Below are 18,827 nucleotides of genomic sequence, written 5' to 3'. Positions count from 1 at the left end.
TGGTCATGGGTGGGGACCTTGCTGATGTCAGGCTGTGGGCGGGTGAACTGAGCGCTCTGCATGAGCGGTTCGTGCACCGGTTCAACCGGGAGGAGCCACGGCAATCCGCTCTGGCGTACATGCGAGGGCTGATCGCGCCGCTGCAGCGGAAGAACGGCTGGACGCTTGCGGAAGAGGCCGGGCATGCGGGTCCCGACCGCATTCAGCGGCTGCTGAACCGGATCGAGTGGGACGCCGACGAGGTCCTGGACGACGTGCGTGACTACGTCGTGGAACACCTCGCAGACCCAGATGCCGTCCTGATCGTCGATGACACCGGCTTTTTGAAGAAGGGCGTCCGTTCAGCCGGCGTGCAGCGGCAGTACTCCGGGACCGCCGGGCGCACCGAGAACTCCCAGATCGGGGTCTTCCTCGCCTACGCGACCGGCCGCGGACGCACGCTGATCGACCGCAGGTTGTATCTGCCCACGTCCTGGACGGACGACCGGGAACGGTGCCGCCGAGCCGGCATCGACGACAGCGTCGCTTTCGAGACGAAGGTGGCAATGGCCAGGGCGATGGTCCGCCGGGCCATCACGAAGAAGATCCCGTTCGGCTGGGTGACGGCGGACGCCGCCTACGGCTTTTCCAAGGGCTGGCGGTCCGAGCTCGAGCAGGCGGACGTCTTTCACGTGATGGCCACCACCCGGCACGACACCGTCGTCACCCGCTGGGCGATCGATCACCCCGTCCACGACCTGTTCCCCGGCCTGCCGCGGCAGAAGTGGAAACGCCGCTCGTGCGGTGAAGGGGCCCACGGCCGGCGGATCTATGACTGGGCCCGCGTCGAGGTCCGGCCCTGGCATCGCGAGGACCGCCAGCACTGGGCGCTGGCCCGCCGCAGCGTGAGCAGGCCCGAGGAGATCTCCTACTACATCGCCTACTGCCCCGCCGGCACCACCCTGGACGAGCTGATCCGCGTCGCGGGCAGCAGGTGGGCGGTCGAGGAATGCTTTCAGACCGCGAAGCAGGAATGTGGCCTGGACGACTACCAGGTCCGCCGCTATCCCGGCTGGCACCGCCACATGACCCTGGCCTTGGCCGCCCACGCCTGCCTCACCGTCCTGCGGGCCCGCCAGCTGGACACGGACAAAGCAGAAACGGATCCTCCCAGCTCATCGACCTCAGCCTCGCCGAGATCAGACGCCTGATCACCCGACTCACCGACCGCCGCCCCGCCCCGGTCGACCACATCCTGCACTGGTCGACATGGCGACGACGACGCCAGCACCAGGCCCGCGTCAGTCACTACAAGCGACGCGGACACAGTCCCTGAACTGGTCAGCAATCAGCACAAGCACCGTTGCAATACTAGCGGGCGGCCGGGGTCTGCGGGGCCGGGGCGGCGGACCGTCCGGACGGCGGACCGGGCCGGGACCCCAGGGACGACGGCGCGGGCACGACATGGCGAACCGACAGCGGCCGGGGCCCGGTGGCGCGAGCCGGGGCTCGGCACGGGCTGGGCGAGCGGCCTCGCTGGGCAGTGGCGGTGGCTGGGCTGACAGGCACGAGACGGGACCGGGCGGGCGAGACGCATGCGCAGCGATCGTGCTGGGCCCCGCGCCCTGACATCTGTCAGGGACACCTGCTGGGTTGCCCGGCCGTACGGTAGCCGCGGCGTAGACGCGTGCACGGGGGCCGTACCGGCCAATGTGGTCTGCACCAGTCGACTGACGACAGGAAAGGGATACACCATGCCCATCTTTTCGGCACTACGTGACCGTTCGTCCTTCTCCAGAACCGCCCACGTACTCGGCGCCCTTGCGGCAACCGGGGCCTTGACTTTCATCGGCTCGCCGGCCGTGGCAGCCGGCCAAGGCTCCGGAGACACCCACTGCGTGACCGTCATCGACGGACTGGAGCCGGGCGAGAAGACCTCCGAGGTCATGTCCCGGGAGTGCTTCAGCGGCCCGGGCGCCGCGGAGCGCGCGGATGGCGCCGTTCCTGCCGCGGCCGCGGAGACCCAGCTCATGATCTGGTCTGAGCACTCGAACTACGGCGGAATCTACGACCGGATCTACGGCTACGACGGACCGTGCGACTCCGCCGGTTACGCCTTCACCCCCAGCACCTGGTGGCAGCAGCGGCTCTCCTCGTTCCAGGTCTTCGCCGGTTGCAATCGCTCGTACCTGAGCGGCCCTCGGGGCAACGGCTCCTTCAACGGCCACGTCCCCTACGTTGGCGACACGTTGAACGACGCCGTGACCTACATCAAGATCTGGAACGGCTGACCTCGGCAGTACGGCGAGCGGGGCGGCCAGCGACCATCGACCTGCCACGCAGGGGAGTCCCCGCGTACTCGGCGAATTTCAGGGGTCGTTGCAACACAAAGGTCAACTGGCTGTAGCCAGGAGCTTAGCGAGACGCTCGGCTGGGGTTTCCCAGCCGAGCGTTTTTGCGTGATCGGCTGTTCAACTCGGCGGCGACGGCCGCCAGGTCCTCGGGAGTGTGAGCGGCCAGGTCGGTGCCCTTGGGGAAATGCTGCCGCAACAGACCGTTCGTGTCCTCGTTGGAGCCTCGCTGCCAGGTACTGGTCGGGTCGCAGGAGTAGACCGGGATGTCGGTGGCGACGGTGAACGCCCAGTGGGCGGCCATTTACGAGCACTGGTCCCAGGTCAGGGAGCGCCAAAGGTGCCGTTGGAGGGTCCGGACGGTCCCGGCGAGCGCGTCGCGGGTGGCGATGGCGGTATGGCCGACGGGCAAGTGCACGAGCATCAGGTAGCGGGTGGAGCATTCGACCAGCGTGCCGATGGCGGACTTGCTGTGCCTGCCGATGATTAACACCGTGTCCTATGTGGTGGCGCTCTGGGGTTTGATGAATTGTTGAATGAGATGTGTGTAGGCGCTGGCGCCCGCGTGAGTGGTCTCAGGGGAGGGGGCGTTGACGTGGTTCCAGTGAACCTTTTCCATCTTGATCAGGTGGCGAGTTCGAGGGCGACGACGGCTCGGCCGGCGGCTGTGATCCGGGTGGTGCTACAGCGGAGCTTCCGCAGGAGCTGCCAGGACTTGAGGATCGCCATGGCGCGTTCACCGAGGCTGCGGATCTTCGTGTGGTCCCGATGGTGACGTCGGCGCCGGCCGCGTAGGTGCTTGCCACGGATCGGGACGCGGATCGCAGGGCCGGCGCCCTGGTATGCCTTGTCGGCCCAGCACTTGATGTCCTCCGCGGCGAGGGCGGCGGGGATACCGTGGGCCCGCGCCGCGGTCAGGTCGTGTGTGGCTCCCGGCAGTGCGTCCGAGACCCAGATCAGGTGTCCGGTGGGATCGGCGAAGACGTGCACGTTCATCCCGTGGTACTTCTTCTTCCCGGAGTAGTACGGCCGGTCTGCGGCGATGCGGTCGATCGGCAGCACAGTGCCGTCGAGGATCACGTACGCCTTTTTCCGGACAGTCGTCATGGCCTGTTCCAGCCTGGGCGCGAGGGCGGCCAGGAGGTCGACGGCCTCGCGTATGTAGCGGTAGGCCGTGGCGATCCCGATGCGGAAGCCTGCGGCGAGGCGGGCATAGGTGTCGCCGCAGCGCAGGTGTGCCAGGACGAGCAGGGCCTGCCGGCCGCAGGTGAGGCGACGCCACCGGGAGCCGATGCGACGGCGGTGAACTGCGAGGAGACCGGAGAGGTGTTGCAGGGTGCGGCTGGACAGAACGATGCCGGACGGGTGGACAAGCACGCGAAAGCTCCTGGCGGACTGGTGATCTTGGTCGTGAACCCGTCTACCAGGAGCTTTCGTCATGCCCGCCGCCGGGACTGCCGTCCAACCACCCGTCAGGTTGGAAACGGCCCAATATATGGAAGAGCTCCGTAAAGCGCACGGCCGCTAACATGCAATCACTACTCAAGCAGTGCAACGCACAAAGGGTTCCCGCATGAGCTTCGCCCTCACGCCAGCCGCACCTCTCAACGCCTTCGGCCTATCCGGAGTCGTGTACTTCCCTCACTACGAATCCCCGGACAATCAACTCGACACACGCACTGCGGAATTCCTCAGCCAAGTCGGCCTCCCGCACGATGAAACCTTCAAATCCAAGGCGAGTATTGGTCAGGAAGAGTCGATCCTCCTGGCCGACTGGTACACCCCTGAGGGCGGAACCCTGCCCGAGGAATGTCACTCATGGCTCGTCCTCGGCTACTTCGTAACCTCCATCATTGCACTTGACCCCGCCATCAGGAAAGTGTACGCATTCGGCGAAGGTGAACCCCTGAATTCCTACACCCAACTGCATCGAGATGTCGAAAGCTTCGTCCACGCCCTGAACCTGCTCAAAAAATTCGACGAACATGAACGCGACGACCAGGCCGACATCGACGAACAAGTAGAACACCTGCGTGCACGCATGCACGACTTCGACGCGACTCCTTTCGGAGATGACCAATCCCAATGGAACCTCATCCCCGACGAGGTCATCGAAGGTATTTGGTAAGCCCTAAGACGTTGTCTCGCGTGGCAAGTTCCTCGGCTTCTTGTGGCAGCTCAGAGCACTGGCCATGGACAGACTTCGGCTCTTCCGGTCGTTGCGGTCCACGCACGGGATCTTGAGGCCGCGAGTAGCTCATGGCAGGCTCATGCCGCATGATCGATGAATTCGCGAAAGACAACCTGCACGGGAGACTGCGGCGGGACCGTGAGGCGCTGCTCTGGAAGCTCGACGGCTTGTCCGAATACGACGCCCGCCGACCGTTGACAGTGACCGGGAGCAACCTCCTCGGTCTGGTCAAACACGTAGCCAGCGTCGAGGCCAGGTACTTTGGCGAGGTCTTCGACCGCCCTTTCCCGGAACCGCTGCCCCGGTGGCAGGACCACGACGGCAGCGATCTGTGGGCGACTGAGGGCGAGACCCGCGATCAGATCATCGAGTTCTACCGGCGCACGTGGGAACACTCGGACGCGACGATCAACGAGCTTTCCCTCGATGCCCCCGGCCACGTGCCCTGGTGGCCGGATCCTCATTCCAACACGAACCTGTTCGCCGTCATGGTCCACGTCCTCGGCGAGACCAACCGGCATGCCGGGCACGCCGACATCCTGCGCGAAGGCGTCGACGGCCGAACCGGGATGCGCCCCGAACATGAGATGCAGGTCGATGAGGAAGCCCGCGCCGCCTACTACGCGAAGATCGAGCGGGCCGCCAGATCGGCCGCATCGGCCAGAGCATAGAGGGCTGTGCCATGTGACTTGAGGTTCGAGCGGCATGATGGCGGCCGTGAGGGCTGATCTGTCGAAGCGTCTGGTTCCATGGGCTCTGGGAGCTGGTCGCCCCGCTACTGCCGTCGTTCGCGGCTCGACCGCAAGGTGGCGGGACCGCTCCGCGTGACGAGCGGGCGGTGTTCACGGCTGTGGCGTACATACTGACGAGCGGGTGTGCGTGGCGGTATCTACCGGAGTCGTTCGGTGTATCGCCGCACCGCGCACCGTCGGTTCAGCGTGTGGACCGAGGCCGGGCTGTGGCGCAGACTGCACCGGGCGGTGCTGGACGAACTCGGCGCCAGGGGTGAGTGGACTGGTCACACCCAGCAGGCCCACTATGTGATCAAGGGAGTCGCGGGCGGCGACCGCCACCGCTACATCAACACCCACTACAGCAAGAACACCTGGGTGGAACTGGGCGTCTACCGCTTCACCGGAACCCCGCGAGTGGAACTGACCAACACCACTGACGACGGCACCGCGGACGAGGACGTCGCCTGGGACGCCGTCGCCTTCCAGCCGCTGTCGGGCACACCGAAGCACATGGTTGTCGCCATGGGCGGCTCCTATACCTCCGGCGAGGGCGCCGGGGCCTACTCACCCGAGTCCGACAGGGACCACGGGACGAGCACCTGGAACGCCTGCCGACGAAGCCCTCACGCCTGGCCCCGCAAGGTGACCCTCCCAGGCCAGACCAGGACTATCGGCACGCTCGCTGACAGCTTCGACCCGGCACTGGGCTTCCAGGTCACCGCATGCTCCGGAGCCGAGACGGCTCAGATGACCCAAGGAAATCCTCACGCCTGGGGGTTCGACGGGAACTTCTACGAAAAAACGCAGATCGACTCAGGGGCGCTCAGCACGGACACCACCTCGGTCATGCTGACCATCGGCGGAAACGACGCAAGCTTCGACAACAAGATCCAAATGTGTGTCACGCATGGCTGCCCCTCTGAGGCCTCGATGAAGGCCGACATCGAGCCGCGGTGGCCGAAACACGTACCGTGCTGCAACAAATTCATGCCCAAGCGCCGAACGCGACGATCTCGCTGATGGGGTACCCCCTGCTCTTCAGTCGAACTCAGGCGTGCTCGATCTTGGTGAGTGCCTCCCAGCGCGTCATCTTGAACAACATGGCCGAGTGCTTCGAGGACCAACAGCGTAAACTGGCCCTCTCCATGAGCGCAGATAACGTCCAGTACCGATCTCCCCAGCCGGCGTTCGAGGGCAAGCGCATCTGTGACTCGCCGGAAGGGATCAACGGCGTCGTGGTTGGGTCGAACGGTGACGGCGACTTTCACCACGACGACAAGAACACCCAGCTCTGCTGGTGGTTCACCGGAGACACCTGCCTCAGCCGGGAGAGCTGCCACCCGAACCAGACAGGCACGAGCGCCTACGCACAGGCATTCATAACGGCCGCCCCGACGGCGGCCGTCAGATCAGAGGATCAGTGAGGACAAGCATGTCTGACCACGGCACCGTAGCGCGGCAGCGCCGCGTTACGGTGCTGGCCCCCGGTTGCCTCATTGCCCTCATGGCGCCCATCGTCGCCGTACTGATCGCGGCCCTAATCCTCATGATCGCGGCCCACCGCCAAGAACGCACGAATGAACGAAACGAGGCAGAAGCCGCAAAACGGACCGAAGTGCTGGTGCGGTCCTATGCACGTGCCGTGATGACAGCCTCGCCGTACCTCGACAATCCCGAGGTCATACACAACATCGCCGAGAAGCACGACGGCACGCTCACCTCCTACCGGCGCTCGAAAAGCCAATTGACCACGACCGTCCGCTTTTTCGGGGACTATGAGTATGCGACCATTTTCGGCGCCGAGCACTCCCGGGCCTACTGGTGCTATTCCGTCGTATTCCGCAAGAATGCCGCGGGCGATCTGCAACAGAAGATAACTCCGTTGAAGAAGTGTCATACCTCCCTTTGATCCTGGTGGACGGAATCGTTATTCACTACGCGGGCGGGTACAGACGGCAAGCCCACCGAGTGAGCGGAGCGGTGCGGCACAGGCCGGAGTAATAGGAGTATCCGCCGACAACGTGTTCACCGCGGGCGGCGTTGTCCATGCTCTGCTTGTGCCGCAACGGTTTTCCGCCGCCGGCCTTGCGCTGCCTTGCAGTGGCCTCTGCCGGACTCGGCGTGGCCGCGTGCGGCAGCTATCCCGCGGTCGCCACCGTCCTCGCCGTCGCGGGCCTGCCTTGGGCGCGGCGCTGTCACATTATTGGGTGCGTGGGTCTCTGACCGCGTATCGGGGTGTGGGGAGGGCCGGGTTTCGGGCCGGTGCTCAAGCCTTGGCGGGCTGGTCGGCGGCGCCGGTGATCTGATCCCAGATCGCGAAGCGGATGGCCATCTCGGCTCGGTGGCCGGGGGCGCTCATCAGGTGGCGGCGGGGTCGGAAGTGGGGTGAGATGCCGCTGAACGCGGCCAGGAACCGCTGGGCTCCGCCGACGCTGCGGAAGCCTTTCATGGCGCGTTCACGCTGCCGGGTGGGCTGATGACTGTTCTCGGCCCGGTTGTTCAAGCCCTTGTGCGAGCGGTGCTCGACGGAGGGCATGACCTCGCGGTGGGCCGCGTCGTAGGAACGGAGCTTGTCGGTGACCACCACCTGCGGCACCGAGCAAGTCTTCTTGAGTGGTTTATGGAAGAAGCGCCTGGCCGCAGCGGTGTCCCGCCGGTTCTGGACCAGGATGTCGAGCACGTTGCCGTCCTGGTCGACGGCCCGCCACAGGTACCGCTGCTGGCCGTTGACCCTGACGAAGACCTCGTCCAGGTGCCACTTGTCCCCGGGCCGGGGCTGGCGGCGGCGCAGGCCGTTGGCGTAGGACTGCCCGAACTTCGCGCACCAGCGGCGGATCGTCTCGTGGGTCACCATCACGCCGCGCTCGAGCCTCAGCTCCTCGACCTCGCGGAAGCTGAGCGGGAAGCGGAAGTACAGCCACACACAGTGCGCGATCACCTCGACCGGGTACCGGTACCCCTTGTACGACGGCGGTGCGCTGCCCACGGACGACCTCTCCCAGCACGACCGACCAGAAAATGATTCCACCCGGTCAGCCAACGTGACAGCGCCTTCGAGGACGAGGCAGGCTTCACCCGGAAGCCGCCCCGGGGACGGACCTGGGGTCGGCGAGGGCACACCCCGGTCGTGACCGTCAGCGGGCACCGCTCGGGTCGCCTGTCGGTGGCCGGACTGATCGCGATACGGCCCGGCTCGTGCACCCGGCTGTGCCACCGCCTGCGCACCCACCGAGCGGGCAGCAGCGCACGCCGCAGCATGGGCGAGCGGGACTTCATCGCACTGATCGACGGCGTCCACCAGCTCCTCAAGGCACCCATCGTGCTGGTCTGGGACCGGCTGAACACCCACGTCTCCCACGCCATGCGCGAGCTGATCGCCGAGCGGGACTGGCTGACGGTGTTCCTGCTGCCCGCCTACGCACCCGACCTCAACCCCGTCGAGGGGGTATGGGCACACGTCAAACGCAGCCTGGCCAACCTCGCCGTGGTCGCCTTGGACCGGCTCGAAGCCCTCGTCCGCAACCGGCTCAAACGCCTCCAGTACCGGCCCCACACCCTCGACGGCTTCACAGCCGGCACCGGCCTGACCATCGACGACCCAACCTCACCCTGACAAGCCGAAGTCAGTATCTGCGGGACACCCACCGGTCGCCGTAGCGGCGCAGCTTGCTTCCACGAGCGCCACGAGGTCAGAACGCGCTGCTCAGCCGATCGGTCCGTCACTATGAGCGGCCCGTACCGCTGGTTCGAGCAGCGACAACGTCCGCTGCTGCGCATCGAGGGCAACGCGGATACCGACCGGCATCGGCAGATTCGGGCCGGCATGTCCAAACTCGACGTTGCCCAGGACCGGGATGTCACGGTCGCCGAGGACATCGAGGACGATCTCGGACAAGGTCGGGGACGCGTCAGGCCCTCCGAGCCCGTCGATCTCGTGCGGAACTCCCACGACCATGCCTGAAATCCGGTCGAGGATGCCGCTATGCCGCAGCACCTGTAGGTAGCTCCACACATGCGACGCGTGGCCGCCCATCTCCTCCCAGAAAAGCACCGCACCGTCGTACCATTCGAGCGGCAGGGCGTAACGAGTCGCCTGCGCCAGTACGATGCGATTGGTCAGCCCGCCGATCAGCCGACCTTCGGCGCGACCGGCACGCCAGCATTCCCACGACGCGGTGGCTGGCAGCGCACCGATCGCCTCAGGGCCGGTCAGCAGCGTCGAGTAGAGCTCCTCAAGCTCTGCTTGGCGCGCTGCGGGTGCAGCCTGCCAGTGCCCGCCGAGTCCAGGGGTGGCCAGATCGGCGTGAAATCCGACTAGGCCCGTGCGCGCGTAGAGCACCAGATGCAGCAGCGAGATGTCGCTGTAGCCGAGGATCGGCTTGGGGTCGGCAGTGATCGCCTCAACGTCGATCAGGTCGAGGTAACCGAGCGCCGTGTGGCCACCGTCATGCGCGATGATCGCGCGCACCTCGGGATCACGCAGAAGAGCGTTGAGCTCCTCGGCGATGTCTACCGGCTGAGCCGCGCTCCACCAATGGTGCCGCCCTGCTTCGAGTAGCGGCGCGAGACACACGCGGAATCCCATCCGCTCGAGCACGGCTACCGCCTGCTCAAGCCCAGGCTCGTGTCTGACATCGAGCGGCCCGGACAGCGACGCGATGACGACGAGGTCTCCGGGCGTCAAGGCGCGAGGTCGAAGTGGCTGAGGCAGTGCAGCACGGGTCACCGAGGCAGTATCCCGACGCCAACAACGACATGCTACATATTTACGGATCCTCTCTTGAGGTTCCCCCGTTGCTCGGAAGGAGCTGATCAGCTGGTCAGAGCGGGTTAGCGGGGTTTCAGGTTCACTCGTTCGGCCGCTGCCTGCTCGGCGTGGTGCTGCTCTTCGAACTCGACGGGGCTGAGGTAGCCGAGGCGCTTCTGGATGCGCCGGCTGTTGTAGAACCCGTCGACGTATTCGAAGAGCGCGAGGTTCGCCTCGGCCCGGGTGGCGAAGGTGCGTCCGCGCAGGCCCTCGGTCTTGATGAGCATCAGAGGTTCTCCGCGAGGGCGTTGTCGTACGAGTCCCCGACGGAGCCCATGGATGCCTCGATTCCTGCCCGCACCGAGCGTGTGGTGAGCTTCATGGACGTCTACTGGGCGGATTCAAGTGGTCGTCGCAACACCTTGATCACGGAGGTGTTGCGTGGGAAGACCACCGGGTTGGACGGCGAGATTGAGGGGGCGTCCGGCGATGCGGTCGCCGGGCCGACCTTCGGTCCGTCGATGTGGAGCGGGCTTTCTGGGCGAAGATCGCTGAGGGGAGGGGCAGCGAGGACGCGGCGGTCTCGTGCGGTGTGTCCCCGGTGGTGGTTCGCGGTGGTTCCGTGAGCGTGACGGCATGTCGTCGATCTAGCTCAGCCCGCCCTCGGGCCGGTACCTGTCCCTCACCGAACGCGAGGAGACCGCGCTGCTCAACGCCCAGGGCGAAGGCGTACGCGAGATCGCACGCCGACTGGGCAGAGACCCGTCGACCGTCTCACGGGAACTCCGGCGCAACGTTGCCACGCGTGGCGGACAGCTCAGCTACCGGGCTTCGACGAGAGGACATGCGGTGAAGCGTAGGACAGCCGCTCCGCCTCGCCCTCTGCCGAAAGTCGTAGCGGTCTTCCGGGAGACCGCTACGACTTTCGCCGGAGTCGCGCGAGGGCCGGTGCGCGGGAGGCTGGCGGCCGATGTCCCGAGAAACCCGAAGGAACCGGCACGTGAATCTGAACCTGACCATCGAAGCGACGTACGTCCTGGGCCCCGCCGTCGTCGTCTTCCTCGTGGTGGCGGCCGTGCGCCTGCGCCGGGCGCGGCCCGGCTGGACCGGCCTGCACGGGGTCCTGCGCGCTGCCGCGTGCCTTTACGCCGCGGTCGTACTGTCTATCACTGTCCTGCCGCTGCGGGTGACGTGGGGCGAGTACGCCAACCAGATGCCGTGGTGGAACCAGGTCAACTACGTGCCGCTGGTCACCGTCGACGTGACCGCGGTGCCCAACGTCCTGATGTTCGTGCCGCTCGGCATGCTGCTGCCCCTCCTCACACGGGTGAGCGGCACGGCCCCGGCCGCCGGGGTGAGCGCACTGGCGAGCCTGTGCATCGAGGCGACGCAGCTGCTGTCATACGTGCTCTTCCACAACGGCCGCTTCGTCGATGTCAACGACCTGCTCGCCAATACCCTGGGCGGGCTGATCGGCTATCTCCTCGTGCACCTCGTCCTCGCCAGGCCTCCGGCCCGCGAGTTGCTGCGGCGGTTCGCGCTGCCCCGCTCCGCCGCGGGCCGTCCGGCCGTGACGGCGGCGGCCGCCTGATCGAGCGCCGCCGGTGGCCGCGTCCGCCTCTCCAGGAGCGGCGCTCTCCGGCGGCGGATCCGGTGCTGCGGATGAGCACCTGCACGACCGGGTGCTCGCCGCTCACCTCGCCGCGCTCATCCTGAGCCGCGCACGCAGAGAACGCCCCCGACCGAAGGAAGCAGGCGGAGGTGTGAGCGGGCGGTGGGGTGACAGTGGTGGGGCGTCAGCGGATCGTGGTGTGGATGTCCGGGTGGCGGGTGCAGGGCGGGGTTGTGGTTGCTGCTACGGGGGCGGTCCGGTGAAGGGCCGCCCCGGGGTCAGAGCAGGGCTTCGACGGTGATGGGCAGGTCGCGGATGCGGCGGCCGGTGGCGTGGAAGACGGCGTTGGCGACGGCGGGTGCCACGCCGACGGCTACGACCTCGCCCAGTCCCTTGACGCCGATGGGGGCGGCGTCGAGGTCCGCGCCGCCGTCCAGGTAGACCGCCCGCAGCTCGGGGACGTCGGCGTTGACGGGGACGAGGTAGTCGGCCAGGTTCGCGTTGACGATCCGGCCGTCGCGGTGGTCGGTGACCGTGTGCTCCAGCAGCGCCTGACCGATGCCGCCGACCATGGCGCCCAGCGCCTGGCTCTCGGCGAGCTTGGGGCTGACGATGCGGCCCGCGTCGTACACGCCGAGCATCCGCCGCACCCGCACCATGCCCAGCCGGGCGTCGACGGCGACCTCGGCGAACGTCGCGCCGAAGGCGTACATCGACGACCGCTCCGGCTTCGAGGGCGGCGTGAAGGAGCCGAGCACCTCCAGGTGGGTGCGGTGGTTGCGGGCCAGGAGCCGCTCGTAGGTCTCCGTGCGCGCAGGGTCGTCGCGTACGCGCAGCCGGCCGCCGAGGACGACGACGTCGTCGTCCTCGGCGCCGTACAGGGGGGAGCCCTCGTCTCCGACGGCCAGCCCGATCGCTTGCCGCCGCAGCCTGTCGCATCCGTCCTGGACGGCGGAGCCGACGCTGGCCATGGTGAGGGAGCCGGCGTGGGGCGGGGACACCGGCATGCGGGAGTCGCCGAGCCGGAAGGTCACCTTCCGTATGTTCAGGCCGAGGGCGTCCGCGGCGAGCTGGGTCATCGAGGTGTAGGTGCCGGGACCCATGTCACTGGACGCGGACTCCACCAGGGCCGTGCCGTCGGCGTCCAGCCTGACCCGGGCCTGGGCCCCGAGACGCAGGGTGTCGTAGCAGCCGACGGCCACGCCGGTGCCGATCAGCCAGTCGCCGTCGCGGGTGGCGCGCGGCGCGGGGTCGCGCCGGTCCCAGCGGAAGACGTCGGCGCCCACCCGCAGGCACTCGCGCAGCCGCCGTGTGGAGAACGGCAGCCCGTTGGAGGGGTCCTGCGCCGTCTCGTTGCGCAGCCGCAGCTCGATCGGGTCGATGCCCAGTTCGTGAGCGAGTTCGTCCAGGGCCGACTCGATGGCGAACGCGGCGGTCGCGTAGCCGGGGCCGCGCATGTAGGTCGGCGTGTTCACGTTCAGCGGCACGGTCCGGTACGTCTGGCCGACGTGGGGGGTGGCGTAGAGCATCCGGCCCGGGGTCACCGTGCCCTCCAGGAAGTGCTCGTACGCGGACGTCTCGGCCCTGATGCCGTGGACCGTCCCGGCCAGCCGCCCGCGCCGGTCGCTGCCCAGGCGCAGCGTGTACGTATAGGCGGGCCGGTAGCCGACCCCGTGGTAGAGCTGCTCGCGGGTCAGCACGAGCTTCACCGGGCGCCCGGTCACGCGGGCGGCCAGGGCCGCGACGGTGGAGTGCGGCCAGACCCGCGCGGCGTTGCCGAACGCGCCGCCGACGAAGGGCGAGATGACGCGCACCGACTCCGGCGGGATGCCGAACACGGCGGCGAGTTCGTTCTGCGCCCCCTGCACCCACTGGGTCTTGTCCCAGACGGTGAGCCTGTCGCCGTCCCAGCGGGCGATGGTGGCGTGCGGCTCCATGGCGTTGTGGTGGACGCGGGCGAGCCGGTAGACGGCCTCCAGCCGCACCTCCGCGGCGGCCAGTGCCTCCGTCGGGGTGCCGCGCTCGTAGTCCTGTGGGGGCAGGGGGTCGTTGACCGGGAGGTCGGGGGCGGTGAGGTCTGTGGAGGGCCGTTCCGCACGGTACGAGACGCGCACCAGGTGCGCGGCGTGCCGCGCGGCCTCCAGCGTCCGGGCCACGACCACGGCGACGGGCTGCCCGAAGAAGCGGACCCGGTCGTCCTGGAAGACGCGCAGCCGTTCGCCGACCGGTGGGTCCATGAACGCCCCGGGGTTGTCGCGGTACGCCAGCCGGGGCGCGTCGAGGTGGCTGATCACCCTCAGGACGCCGGGCTGGGCCAGGGCGGCACGGGTGTCGACGGCAGTGATGCGGCCGAGGGCGATACGGCTGCCGACGACGACCGCGTGGACCGCGCCCCTGACGTCGTGGTCGGCGGTGTAGTCGGCCGTGCCGGTGACCTTCAGCCGCCCGTCCACCCGGGAGAGCGGTGCCCCGACGGCCGCCTGCGGCTGGGGACTCACCCGGCACCCCCCACGGTGCGGAGCTGGCGTTCGACAGTGCGTTCGAGCAGGTCGACCTTGAAGCGGTTGTGCTCCAGCGGACGGGCTCCCTCGGCCGCCCGCCCGGCGGCCTCGGCCCACAGGGCGTCCGAGGGCCGCTCGCCGACGAGGTGCCGTTCGACCCCGGGGAGCCGCCACGGAACGGTGCCGACGCCGCCGGCGGCTACCCTCGCCTCCCGGATCACCCCGCCGCGGACGTGCAGCGCGACGGCCGCGGAGGTGAGGGCGAACTCGTACGACTGCCGGTCACGCACCTTCAGATAGCCCGACCGTAACGGGCGCGGATGGACCGGGACCTCCACTGCCGTGATCAGCTCGCCCGGCTTCAGGGCCTGCTCGCGGTGGGGGGTGCGGCCGGGCCGCAGGAGGAAGTCGGCCAGGCGCACACCGCGTGCGCTCCCGTCCGGGGCCAGCAGGTGCACGGTTGCCTCCAGGGCCGCGAAGGCCACAGCGGCGTCGGAGGGGTGGGTGGCCACGCAGTGGTCGGAGGTGCCGAGGATGGCGTGCGTGCGGTTGAAGCCGCCCCGTGCCGCGCATCCCGCGCCCGGGTCGCGCTTGTTGCAGGCGGCGGTCACGTCGCGGAAGTACGCGCAGCGGGTGCGCTGCATGAGGTTGCCGCCGATGGTGGCCATGTTCCGCAGTTGCGGGGAGGCGCTGAGCTCCAGTGCCTGCGAGAGCACGGGGTAGGCGGTGCGCACCTCGGGGTGGGCGGCGGCCTCGGCCATCCGCACCAGGGCGCCGATGCGCAGGCCCCCGCGTTCGGTGCGGGTGACCCCGCGCAGCGGCAGGCCGCTGATGTCGACCAGGGTGCTGGGGCGTTCGACGGTCTCGCGCATCAGGTCGACCAGGGTGGTGCCGCCGGCGACGTACCGGCCACCGCGCCGCCCGGCGGCCAGCGCGCCCCGGGTGCCGGAGGCCCTGATGTAGGAGAAGGGGTACATGGTGGCCGACCTCATTTCCCGTGTGCGGTCCGGTGGACCGCCTTGACGATCCCGACGTAGCAGCCGCAGCGGCAGATGTTGCCGCTCATCCACTCCCGGATCTCCTCCGCGGAGCCGCTGTGGCCTTCCTGGATGCACCCGATGCCGGACATGATCTGGCCGGGCGTGCAGAAGCCGCACTGGAAGGCGTCCTGCTCGATGAACGCCTCCTGCAGCGGATGGAGTTCGCCGCCCTCGCCCGGGGCCAGACCCTCGACGGTGGTGACCTCGGCGCCTTCCAGGCGTATCGCCAGTGTCAGACACGCGTTGACGCGGCGTCCGTCGACCAGGACCGTGCAGGCCCCGCAGGCACCGGCATCGCAGCCCTTCTTGGATCCGGTCAGACCGAGCCGCTCGCGCAGCAGGTCCAGCAGCGACGTCCGGTTGTCGATCGTGATGGCGTGCCGCTCGCCGTTGACGGTCAGCGAGACACGGCCGCCGGGCGGCCCGCCGGCGGCAGCCGGTGCGGCACCGAGTGCGGGCGTGCCCGCGGCCAGGCCGCCGGCGACGGCGGCACCGCCCACCGCGGTGGTCGTCGCGATGAACGTGCGCCGGGACGGCGGCGGGGACTCGGCAGGGAGAGGAGCGGCCGGCCCGGTGGGTTCGTTGGGCATGTGTGTGCCTTCTGCTCGGTGGTGGGGTGACGGCGGGCTGTGCGGGGCGGCGCGCACGCGGACCGGGTCCGCGTCGTCGTTCCCCCTCGGCGGTGAGCCGACCGGCGGTTCGGGGTTGTCCGCGGCTGGGGCCGCCTTCATGACGTGGTCCTGAGGGCGGTGGTGTGTGTGCGTCATCGGGCGGCCGGCTCCTGCGGGCGCTCCTCGCTGCGGGCGGACCCGGTGCCGGTGCCCGGCCGGCGCCCGGGCTGTCCCGGCTTCCCGCGTTCCTCGGTCTTTCCACCGGGCGGGTCCGGGGGCGTCGGTGTACCAGGAGGGCATGGCCGGGCTGCTGCCGCCGGGAGTGGGCCTCGCCGTCTACCGCATCGTCCGGGAGGCCCTGAACGATGTGGCCGAGCACGCCGGCACCGGCAGCGCCCAGGTACGCCTCGTCCGAGACCGCGATCGCGTGACCATCATCGTCGCCGGACGGAGTTCTCCTGGGGGAGGTGCTCGTCGGCGAGCGCCGAGCGGGTCTCGTGCAACGATGCCAGGAGCCGCAGCCGGTCCGCGTCGACGCTGCCCGGTTCGGCGGTGTAGGCCAGCATGAAGGGTCCGGGCTGGCCGGGCAGTTGATAGGTGTCCCAGTCCAGGACGATGTCGCCGATTCCGGGGACCCGGAAGGTCTTGGTCCCGCTGACCGACGCCCGTACGTCGTGCCGGGCCCACAGCCGCCGGAACTCCGCGCTGCGGATGCTCAGTTCGCCGACGACCGCGGTGGCGCGCGGGTGGGTGGGGTCGGTGGCGACGGCGGCGCGCATCATGCCGATGCAGTCCAGAGCCTGCCGCTCCCAGTCCGGGCAGCTCCGCTCGCCGGTCAGCGTGTCGTCGAACAGCAGCAGGAGCATGTTGAGCCGGTGGGGCGGGTGGGCGTCCGGGCTGCCGAGCAGCGCCTCCGCCATCGGGTTCCAGGCGAGCAGGTCCAGGTGGCGGCCGAGCACGACCGCCGGGGTGTCCATCACCCACAGCAGCCGGCGCGTACTGTCCGGAACCTTCTCGGGAGCGCGGTCCACACGGGCCGGCACAGGCCGGCGGGCGGCGCGGGCCAGGGTGAACAGGTGCCGGCGTTCCTCGTCGTTGAGGCCGAGCGCGCCGGCGAGCGCGTCTAGGACGTCGTCGGACGGGCGTACCTCCCGGCCCTGCTCCATCCGCTGGTAGTAGTCGGTGCTCAGCCCGGCCAGCAGGGCCAGTTCCTCGCGCCGCAGCCCGGTGACCTTGCGCCGGCCACCTGGCTCCAGGCCGACGTCGTGGGGGTGCAGCCGACTGCGCCGGGCACGCAGGAAGTCTCCGAGTTCACGGGCGTACGGATGGGTCATGCCGCAAGTGTGCCGCCTGGCCGGGTGCCCAAGGTAGGTCCCGCAGACCCAGGCAGGCGAGAGCGACCGAGCCGGCTCGCGTTGCCCCTAGCGTCGACGGTCCACCCCACCGACACCTCCAGGAGCAGCAGATGACCGGATGGACCGCCGACCGCATCCCCGACCAGCATGGCCGGACCGCCGTCGTGACCGGCGCGAACTCGGGCCTCGGCCTGGTCACCGCCACCGAACTGGCCCGCCGCGGCGCCCGTGTCGTGCTCGCCGTCCGCGACACCGCCGCCGGACGGGAGGCCGCCCACCGGATCGGCGGCGACACCGAGGTGCGCGAGCTGGACCTGGCCTCCCTCGATTCGGTACGCGCGTTCGCCGCGAAGCTGGCCGCCGACCACCCGGTGATCCACCTGCTGGTCAACAACGCCGGCCTGGTGCTGCTCGGCCCGCGCCGCACCTCCGCCGACGGCTTCGAGCTGCACCTCGTCACCAACATGCTGGGCCACTTCGCGCTGACCGGCCTGCTGCTGGACAACCTGGCCGCGGCGCGGCAGGCCCGCGTGGTCAGTCTCAGCTCGATCACCCACAAGAACGCGCACCTCGACTTCGATGACCTGATGTTCGAACGCGGCTACCGGGCCGCTTCCGCCTACGGCCGGTCAAAGCTCGCCACCACGGTCTTCGGCATCGAGCTGGACCGCCGCCTGCGCGCCGTCGGATCGCCGGTCGTCAGTGTGCTGGCCCATCCCGGTCTCACCCGCACCAACCTGACACCGCGTGCGTGGGAGCACCGCGGCCGACTCGGGCGGTTGATCGCGCGGTTCGGTCTGCTGGTCACCCAGTCGGTGGAGCAGGGCGCGCTGCCTCAGTTGCACGCCGCGACCGAGCCCGGTGCACAGGGCGGCCAGTTCTTCGGGCCGTCCGGGCTCTGGGAGACCCGGGGCCGGGTCACCGAGGCCCGGCTCGGCCGGGAGGCAGCCGATCCGGCCGTCGGCAGGCGACTTTGGGCGGCGGCCGAAGAACTGACCGGCGTCACCTGTCTGTGACCCCGCAACAGGCGATGAACCGGTCACCCACGGCCCCCGGCGGAGCTTTCGAAACAGCGGCTCGACCGCTTCGGCAGGAGGACCTCGGCGCGGGTACCGCAGCCGTCGGCCGGACCGACGCCGGCGTTCCAGTGGCGGAAGCGGTCACGGCTGCAGCCCTCGCAGGACTTGCTGCCCACGGGCAGACGGGCAACGGCGCGCAGCAGCGGTTCGCCCGTGGCGTCACCTGTGTGAGTGCACTAGTACTGCAACGGTGTTTGCCGTGACTGATGGCCAGGTCAAGGGCTGTGTCCGCGTCGTTTGTAGTGACTGGTGCGGGCCTGCTGTTGTCGTCGTCGGCGCCAGTGTGACCAGTGCAGGATGTGCTCGACGGGTGTGGGTCGGCGGTCGGTGAGGCGGGTGATCAGCCGTCGTATCTCGGCGAGGCTGAGGTGGATGAGCTGGGAGGATCCGTTTCTGCTTTCCCGGCACCCAGCTCGTGGGCTCGCAGGACGGTCAGGCCGCCCGCCCACAACCTGACATCAGCAAGGTCCTCACCCATGACCACACCAACGACCGACCTGGCCATCAGTCACGGCAAACACCGTTGCAGTACTAGGTGCGGTCGCGGGGGGGGGGGGGGGGGGGGCCGCCCCCCCCGGCCGCCCCCCCGCGGGCGCCCCCGCCGGCCGCCCCCCCCCCGGCGGCCGG

18 protein-coding genes and 3 pseudogenes are annotated in these 18,827 nt (G+C 69.0%); 12 read left to right on the top strand and 9 right to left on the bottom strand.

Annotated elements, in window-relative coordinates; all coding sequences use genetic code 11:
- Positions 1-5 precede the first annotated feature (5 nt).
- Both ACIF8T_RS24860 and ACIF8T_RS24855 read left to right on the top strand, forming a co-directional pair.
- Positions 6-1,190: an IS701 family transposase gene (locus ACIF8T_RS24860; protein WP_400038419.1), complete on the top strand. Its 1,185-nt coding sequence runs from the start codon at positions 6-8 to the stop codon at positions 1,188-1,190.
- 687 nt (positions 1,191-1,877) lie between these two features.
- Positions 1,878-2,270, top strand: coding sequence for a hypothetical protein (locus ACIF8T_RS24855; protein WP_400038286.1), 393 nt, complete (start codon positions 1,878-1,880; stop codon positions 2,268-2,270).
- A gap of 102 nt (positions 2,271-2,372) precedes the next feature.
- On the opposite strand, the pseudogene ACIF8T_RS24850 reads toward ACIF8T_RS24855, so the two are convergent.
- Positions 2,373-2,820 (bottom strand): annotated as a pseudogene (locus tag ACIF8T_RS24850) (IS30 family transposase); the annotation flags it as partial.
- A gap of 134 nt (positions 2,821-2,954) precedes the next feature.
- Positions 2,955-3,707: a transposase family protein gene (locus ACIF8T_RS24845; RefSeq protein WP_400038285.1), complete on the bottom strand. Its 753-nt coding sequence runs from the start codon at positions 3,705-3,707 to the stop codon at positions 2,955-2,957.
- 196 nt (positions 3,708-3,903) lie between these two features.
- On the opposite strand from ACIF8T_RS24845, the gene ACIF8T_RS24840 reads away from it, so the two are divergent.
- The 6 genes from ACIF8T_RS24840 to ACIF8T_RS24815 all read left to right on the top strand — a co-directional run bounded on the left by ACIF8T_RS24840 (position 3,904) and on the right by ACIF8T_RS24815 (position 7,164).
- Positions 3,904-4,458 (top strand): SUKH-4 family immunity protein, encoded by a 555-nt coding sequence (locus tag ACIF8T_RS24840; RefSeq protein WP_400038284.1) that lies wholly within the window; start codon positions 3,904-3,906, stop codon positions 4,456-4,458.
- Positions 4,459-4,607: 149 nt separating this feature from the next.
- A complete protein-coding gene (locus ACIF8T_RS24835; RefSeq protein WP_400038283.1) occupies positions 4,608-5,192 on the top strand; it encodes a DinB family protein in 585 nt (194 codons plus the stop codon).
- Between the two features lie 53 nt (positions 5,193-5,245).
- Complete coding sequence (locus tag ACIF8T_RS24830) at positions 5,246-5,530, top strand: transposase (RefSeq protein ID WP_400038418.1); 285 nt, start codon at positions 5,246-5,248, stop codon at positions 5,528-5,530.
- Positions 5,427-6,275, top strand: coding sequence for a hypothetical protein (locus ACIF8T_RS24825; RefSeq protein ID WP_400038282.1), 849 nt, complete (start codon positions 5,427-5,429; stop codon positions 6,273-6,275). Before ACIF8T_RS24830 ends, ACIF8T_RS24825 begins: the two co-directional genes overlap by 104 nt.
- Complete coding sequence (locus ACIF8T_RS24820; RefSeq protein ID WP_400038281.1) at positions 6,275-6,679, top strand: hypothetical protein; 405 nt, start codon at positions 6,275-6,277, stop codon at positions 6,677-6,679. The genes ACIF8T_RS24825 and ACIF8T_RS24820 overlap by 1 nt, the downstream gene beginning before the upstream one ends.
- An 8-nt stretch (positions 6,680-6,687) precedes the next feature.
- Complete coding sequence (locus tag ACIF8T_RS24815) at positions 6,688-7,164, top strand: hypothetical protein (protein WP_400038280.1); 477 nt, start codon at positions 6,688-6,690, stop codon at positions 7,162-7,164.
- A 357-nt stretch (positions 7,165-7,521) separates the two neighbouring features.
- On the opposite strand, the gene ACIF8T_RS24810 is transcribed toward ACIF8T_RS24815, so the two are convergent.
- On the bottom strand, positions 7,522-8,241 hold the full coding sequence (locus ACIF8T_RS24810; protein ID WP_400038279.1) for an IS6 family transposase: 720 nt from the start codon (positions 8,239-8,241) through the stop codon (positions 7,522-7,524).
- 78 nt (positions 8,242-8,319) lie between these two features.
- Between ACIF8T_RS24810 and ACIF8T_RS24805 the strand changes: the two are divergent.
- A pseudogene (locus tag ACIF8T_RS24805) lies at positions 8,320-8,868 on the top strand (transposase); the annotation flags it as partial.
- Between the two features lie 90 nt (positions 8,869-8,958).
- On the opposite strand, the gene ACIF8T_RS24800 reads toward ACIF8T_RS24805, so the two are convergent.
- On the bottom strand, positions 8,959-9,939 hold the full coding sequence (locus ACIF8T_RS24800; protein WP_400038278.1) for an LD-carboxypeptidase: 981 nt from the start codon (positions 9,937-9,939) through the stop codon (positions 8,959-8,961).
- Between the two features lie 146 nt (positions 9,940-10,085).
- Complete coding sequence (locus ACIF8T_RS24795) at positions 10,086-10,289, bottom strand: IS3 family transposase (protein ID WP_400038277.1); 204 nt, start codon at positions 10,287-10,289, stop codon at positions 10,086-10,088.
- Positions 10,290-10,491: 202 nt separating this feature from the next.
- Here ACIF8T_RS24795 and ACIF8T_RS24790 point away from each other — a divergent pair.
- Positions 10,492-10,836, top strand: a pseudogene (locus tag ACIF8T_RS24790) (helix-turn-helix domain-containing protein); the annotation flags it as partial.
- Between the two features lie 166 nt (positions 10,837-11,002).
- On the top strand, positions 11,003-11,593 hold the full coding sequence (locus ACIF8T_RS24785; protein ID WP_400038276.1) for a VanZ family protein: 591 nt from the start codon (positions 11,003-11,005) through the stop codon (positions 11,591-11,593).
- A gap of 299 nt (positions 11,594-11,892) precedes the next feature.
- Here ACIF8T_RS24785 and ACIF8T_RS24780 read toward each other — a convergent pair whose 3' ends face one another.
- The 4 genes from ACIF8T_RS24780 to ACIF8T_RS24765 all read right to left on the bottom strand — a co-directional run bounded on the left by ACIF8T_RS24780 (position 11,893) and on the right by ACIF8T_RS24765 (position 17,100).
- On the bottom strand, positions 11,893-14,112 hold the full coding sequence (locus tag ACIF8T_RS24780; RefSeq protein ID WP_400038275.1) for a xanthine dehydrogenase family protein molybdopterin-binding subunit: 2,220 nt from the start codon (positions 14,110-14,112) through the stop codon (positions 11,893-11,895).
- Complete coding sequence (locus ACIF8T_RS24775; RefSeq protein WP_400038274.1) at positions 14,109-15,092, bottom strand: FAD binding domain-containing protein; 984 nt, start codon at positions 15,090-15,092, stop codon at positions 14,109-14,111. Before ACIF8T_RS24775 ends, ACIF8T_RS24780 begins: the two co-directional genes overlap by 4 nt.
- An 11-nt stretch (positions 15,093-15,103) precedes the next feature.
- Positions 15,104-15,745: a (2Fe-2S)-binding protein gene (locus ACIF8T_RS24770; protein WP_400038273.1), complete on the bottom strand. Its 642-nt coding sequence runs from the start codon at positions 15,743-15,745 to the stop codon at positions 15,104-15,106.
- A 455-nt stretch (positions 15,746-16,200) separates the two neighbouring features.
- Positions 16,201-17,100, bottom strand: coding sequence for a helix-turn-helix transcriptional regulator (locus tag ACIF8T_RS24765; RefSeq protein ID WP_400038272.1), 900 nt, complete (start codon positions 17,098-17,100; stop codon positions 16,201-16,203).
- Positions 17,101-17,231: 131 nt separating this feature from the next.
- Here ACIF8T_RS24765 and ACIF8T_RS24760 point away from each other — a divergent pair, with 131 nt between their 5' ends.
- Positions 17,232-18,137: an oxidoreductase gene (locus tag ACIF8T_RS24760; RefSeq protein ID WP_400038271.1), complete on the top strand. Its 906-nt coding sequence runs from the start codon at positions 17,232-17,234 to the stop codon at positions 18,135-18,137.
- Positions 18,138-18,827 lie beyond the last annotated feature (690 nt).

This window comes from Streptomyces sp. NPDC085946 (genome assembly GCF_044540485.1).
Classification (GTDB): Bacteria; Actinomycetota; Actinomycetes; order Streptomycetales; family Streptomycetaceae; genus Streptomyces.
The sequence above is the reverse complement of the archived record's forward strand: the minus strand, read 5'-3'. Positions and strand labels throughout refer to the sequence as shown.

Excerpts from the sequence above, each read along its gene's own strand:
- ACIF8T_RS24795 (WP_400038277.1), bottom strand. The coding sequence starts at position 10,289 with ATGCTCATCAAGACCGAGGGCCTGCGCGGACGCACCTTCGCCACCCGG.
- ACIF8T_RS24775 (WP_400038274.1), bottom strand. The coding sequence starts at position 15,092 with ATGTACCCCTTCTCCTACATCAGGGCCTCCGGCACCCGGGGCGCGCTG.
- ACIF8T_RS24770 (WP_400038273.1), bottom strand. The coding sequence starts at position 15,745 with ATGCCCAACGAACCCACCGGGCCGGCCGCTCCTCTCCCTGCCGAGTCC.
- ACIF8T_RS24820 (WP_400038281.1), top strand. The coding sequence starts at position 6,275 with ATGGGGTACCCCCTGCTCTTCAGTCGAACTCAGGCGTGCTCGATCTTG.
- ACIF8T_RS24860 (WP_400038419.1), top strand. The coding sequence starts at position 6 with ATGGGTGGGGACCTTGCTGATGTCAGGCTGTGGGCGGGTGAACTGAGC.
- ACIF8T_RS24835 (WP_400038283.1), top strand. The coding sequence starts at position 4,608 with ATGATCGATGAATTCGCGAAAGACAACCTGCACGGGAGACTGCGGCGG.
- ACIF8T_RS24815 (WP_400038280.1), top strand. The coding sequence starts at position 6,688 with ATGTCTGACCACGGCACCGTAGCGCGGCAGCGCCGCGTTACGGTGCTG.
- ACIF8T_RS24765 (WP_400038272.1), bottom strand. The coding sequence starts at position 17,100 with ATGACCCATCCGTACGCCCGTGAACTCGGAGACTTCCTGCGTGCCCGG.
- ACIF8T_RS24840 (WP_400038284.1), top strand. The coding sequence starts at position 3,904 with ATGAGCTTCGCCCTCACGCCAGCCGCACCTCTCAACGCCTTCGGCCTA.
- ACIF8T_RS24760 (WP_400038271.1), top strand. The coding sequence starts at position 17,232 with ATGACCGGATGGACCGCCGACCGCATCCCCGACCAGCATGGCCGGACC.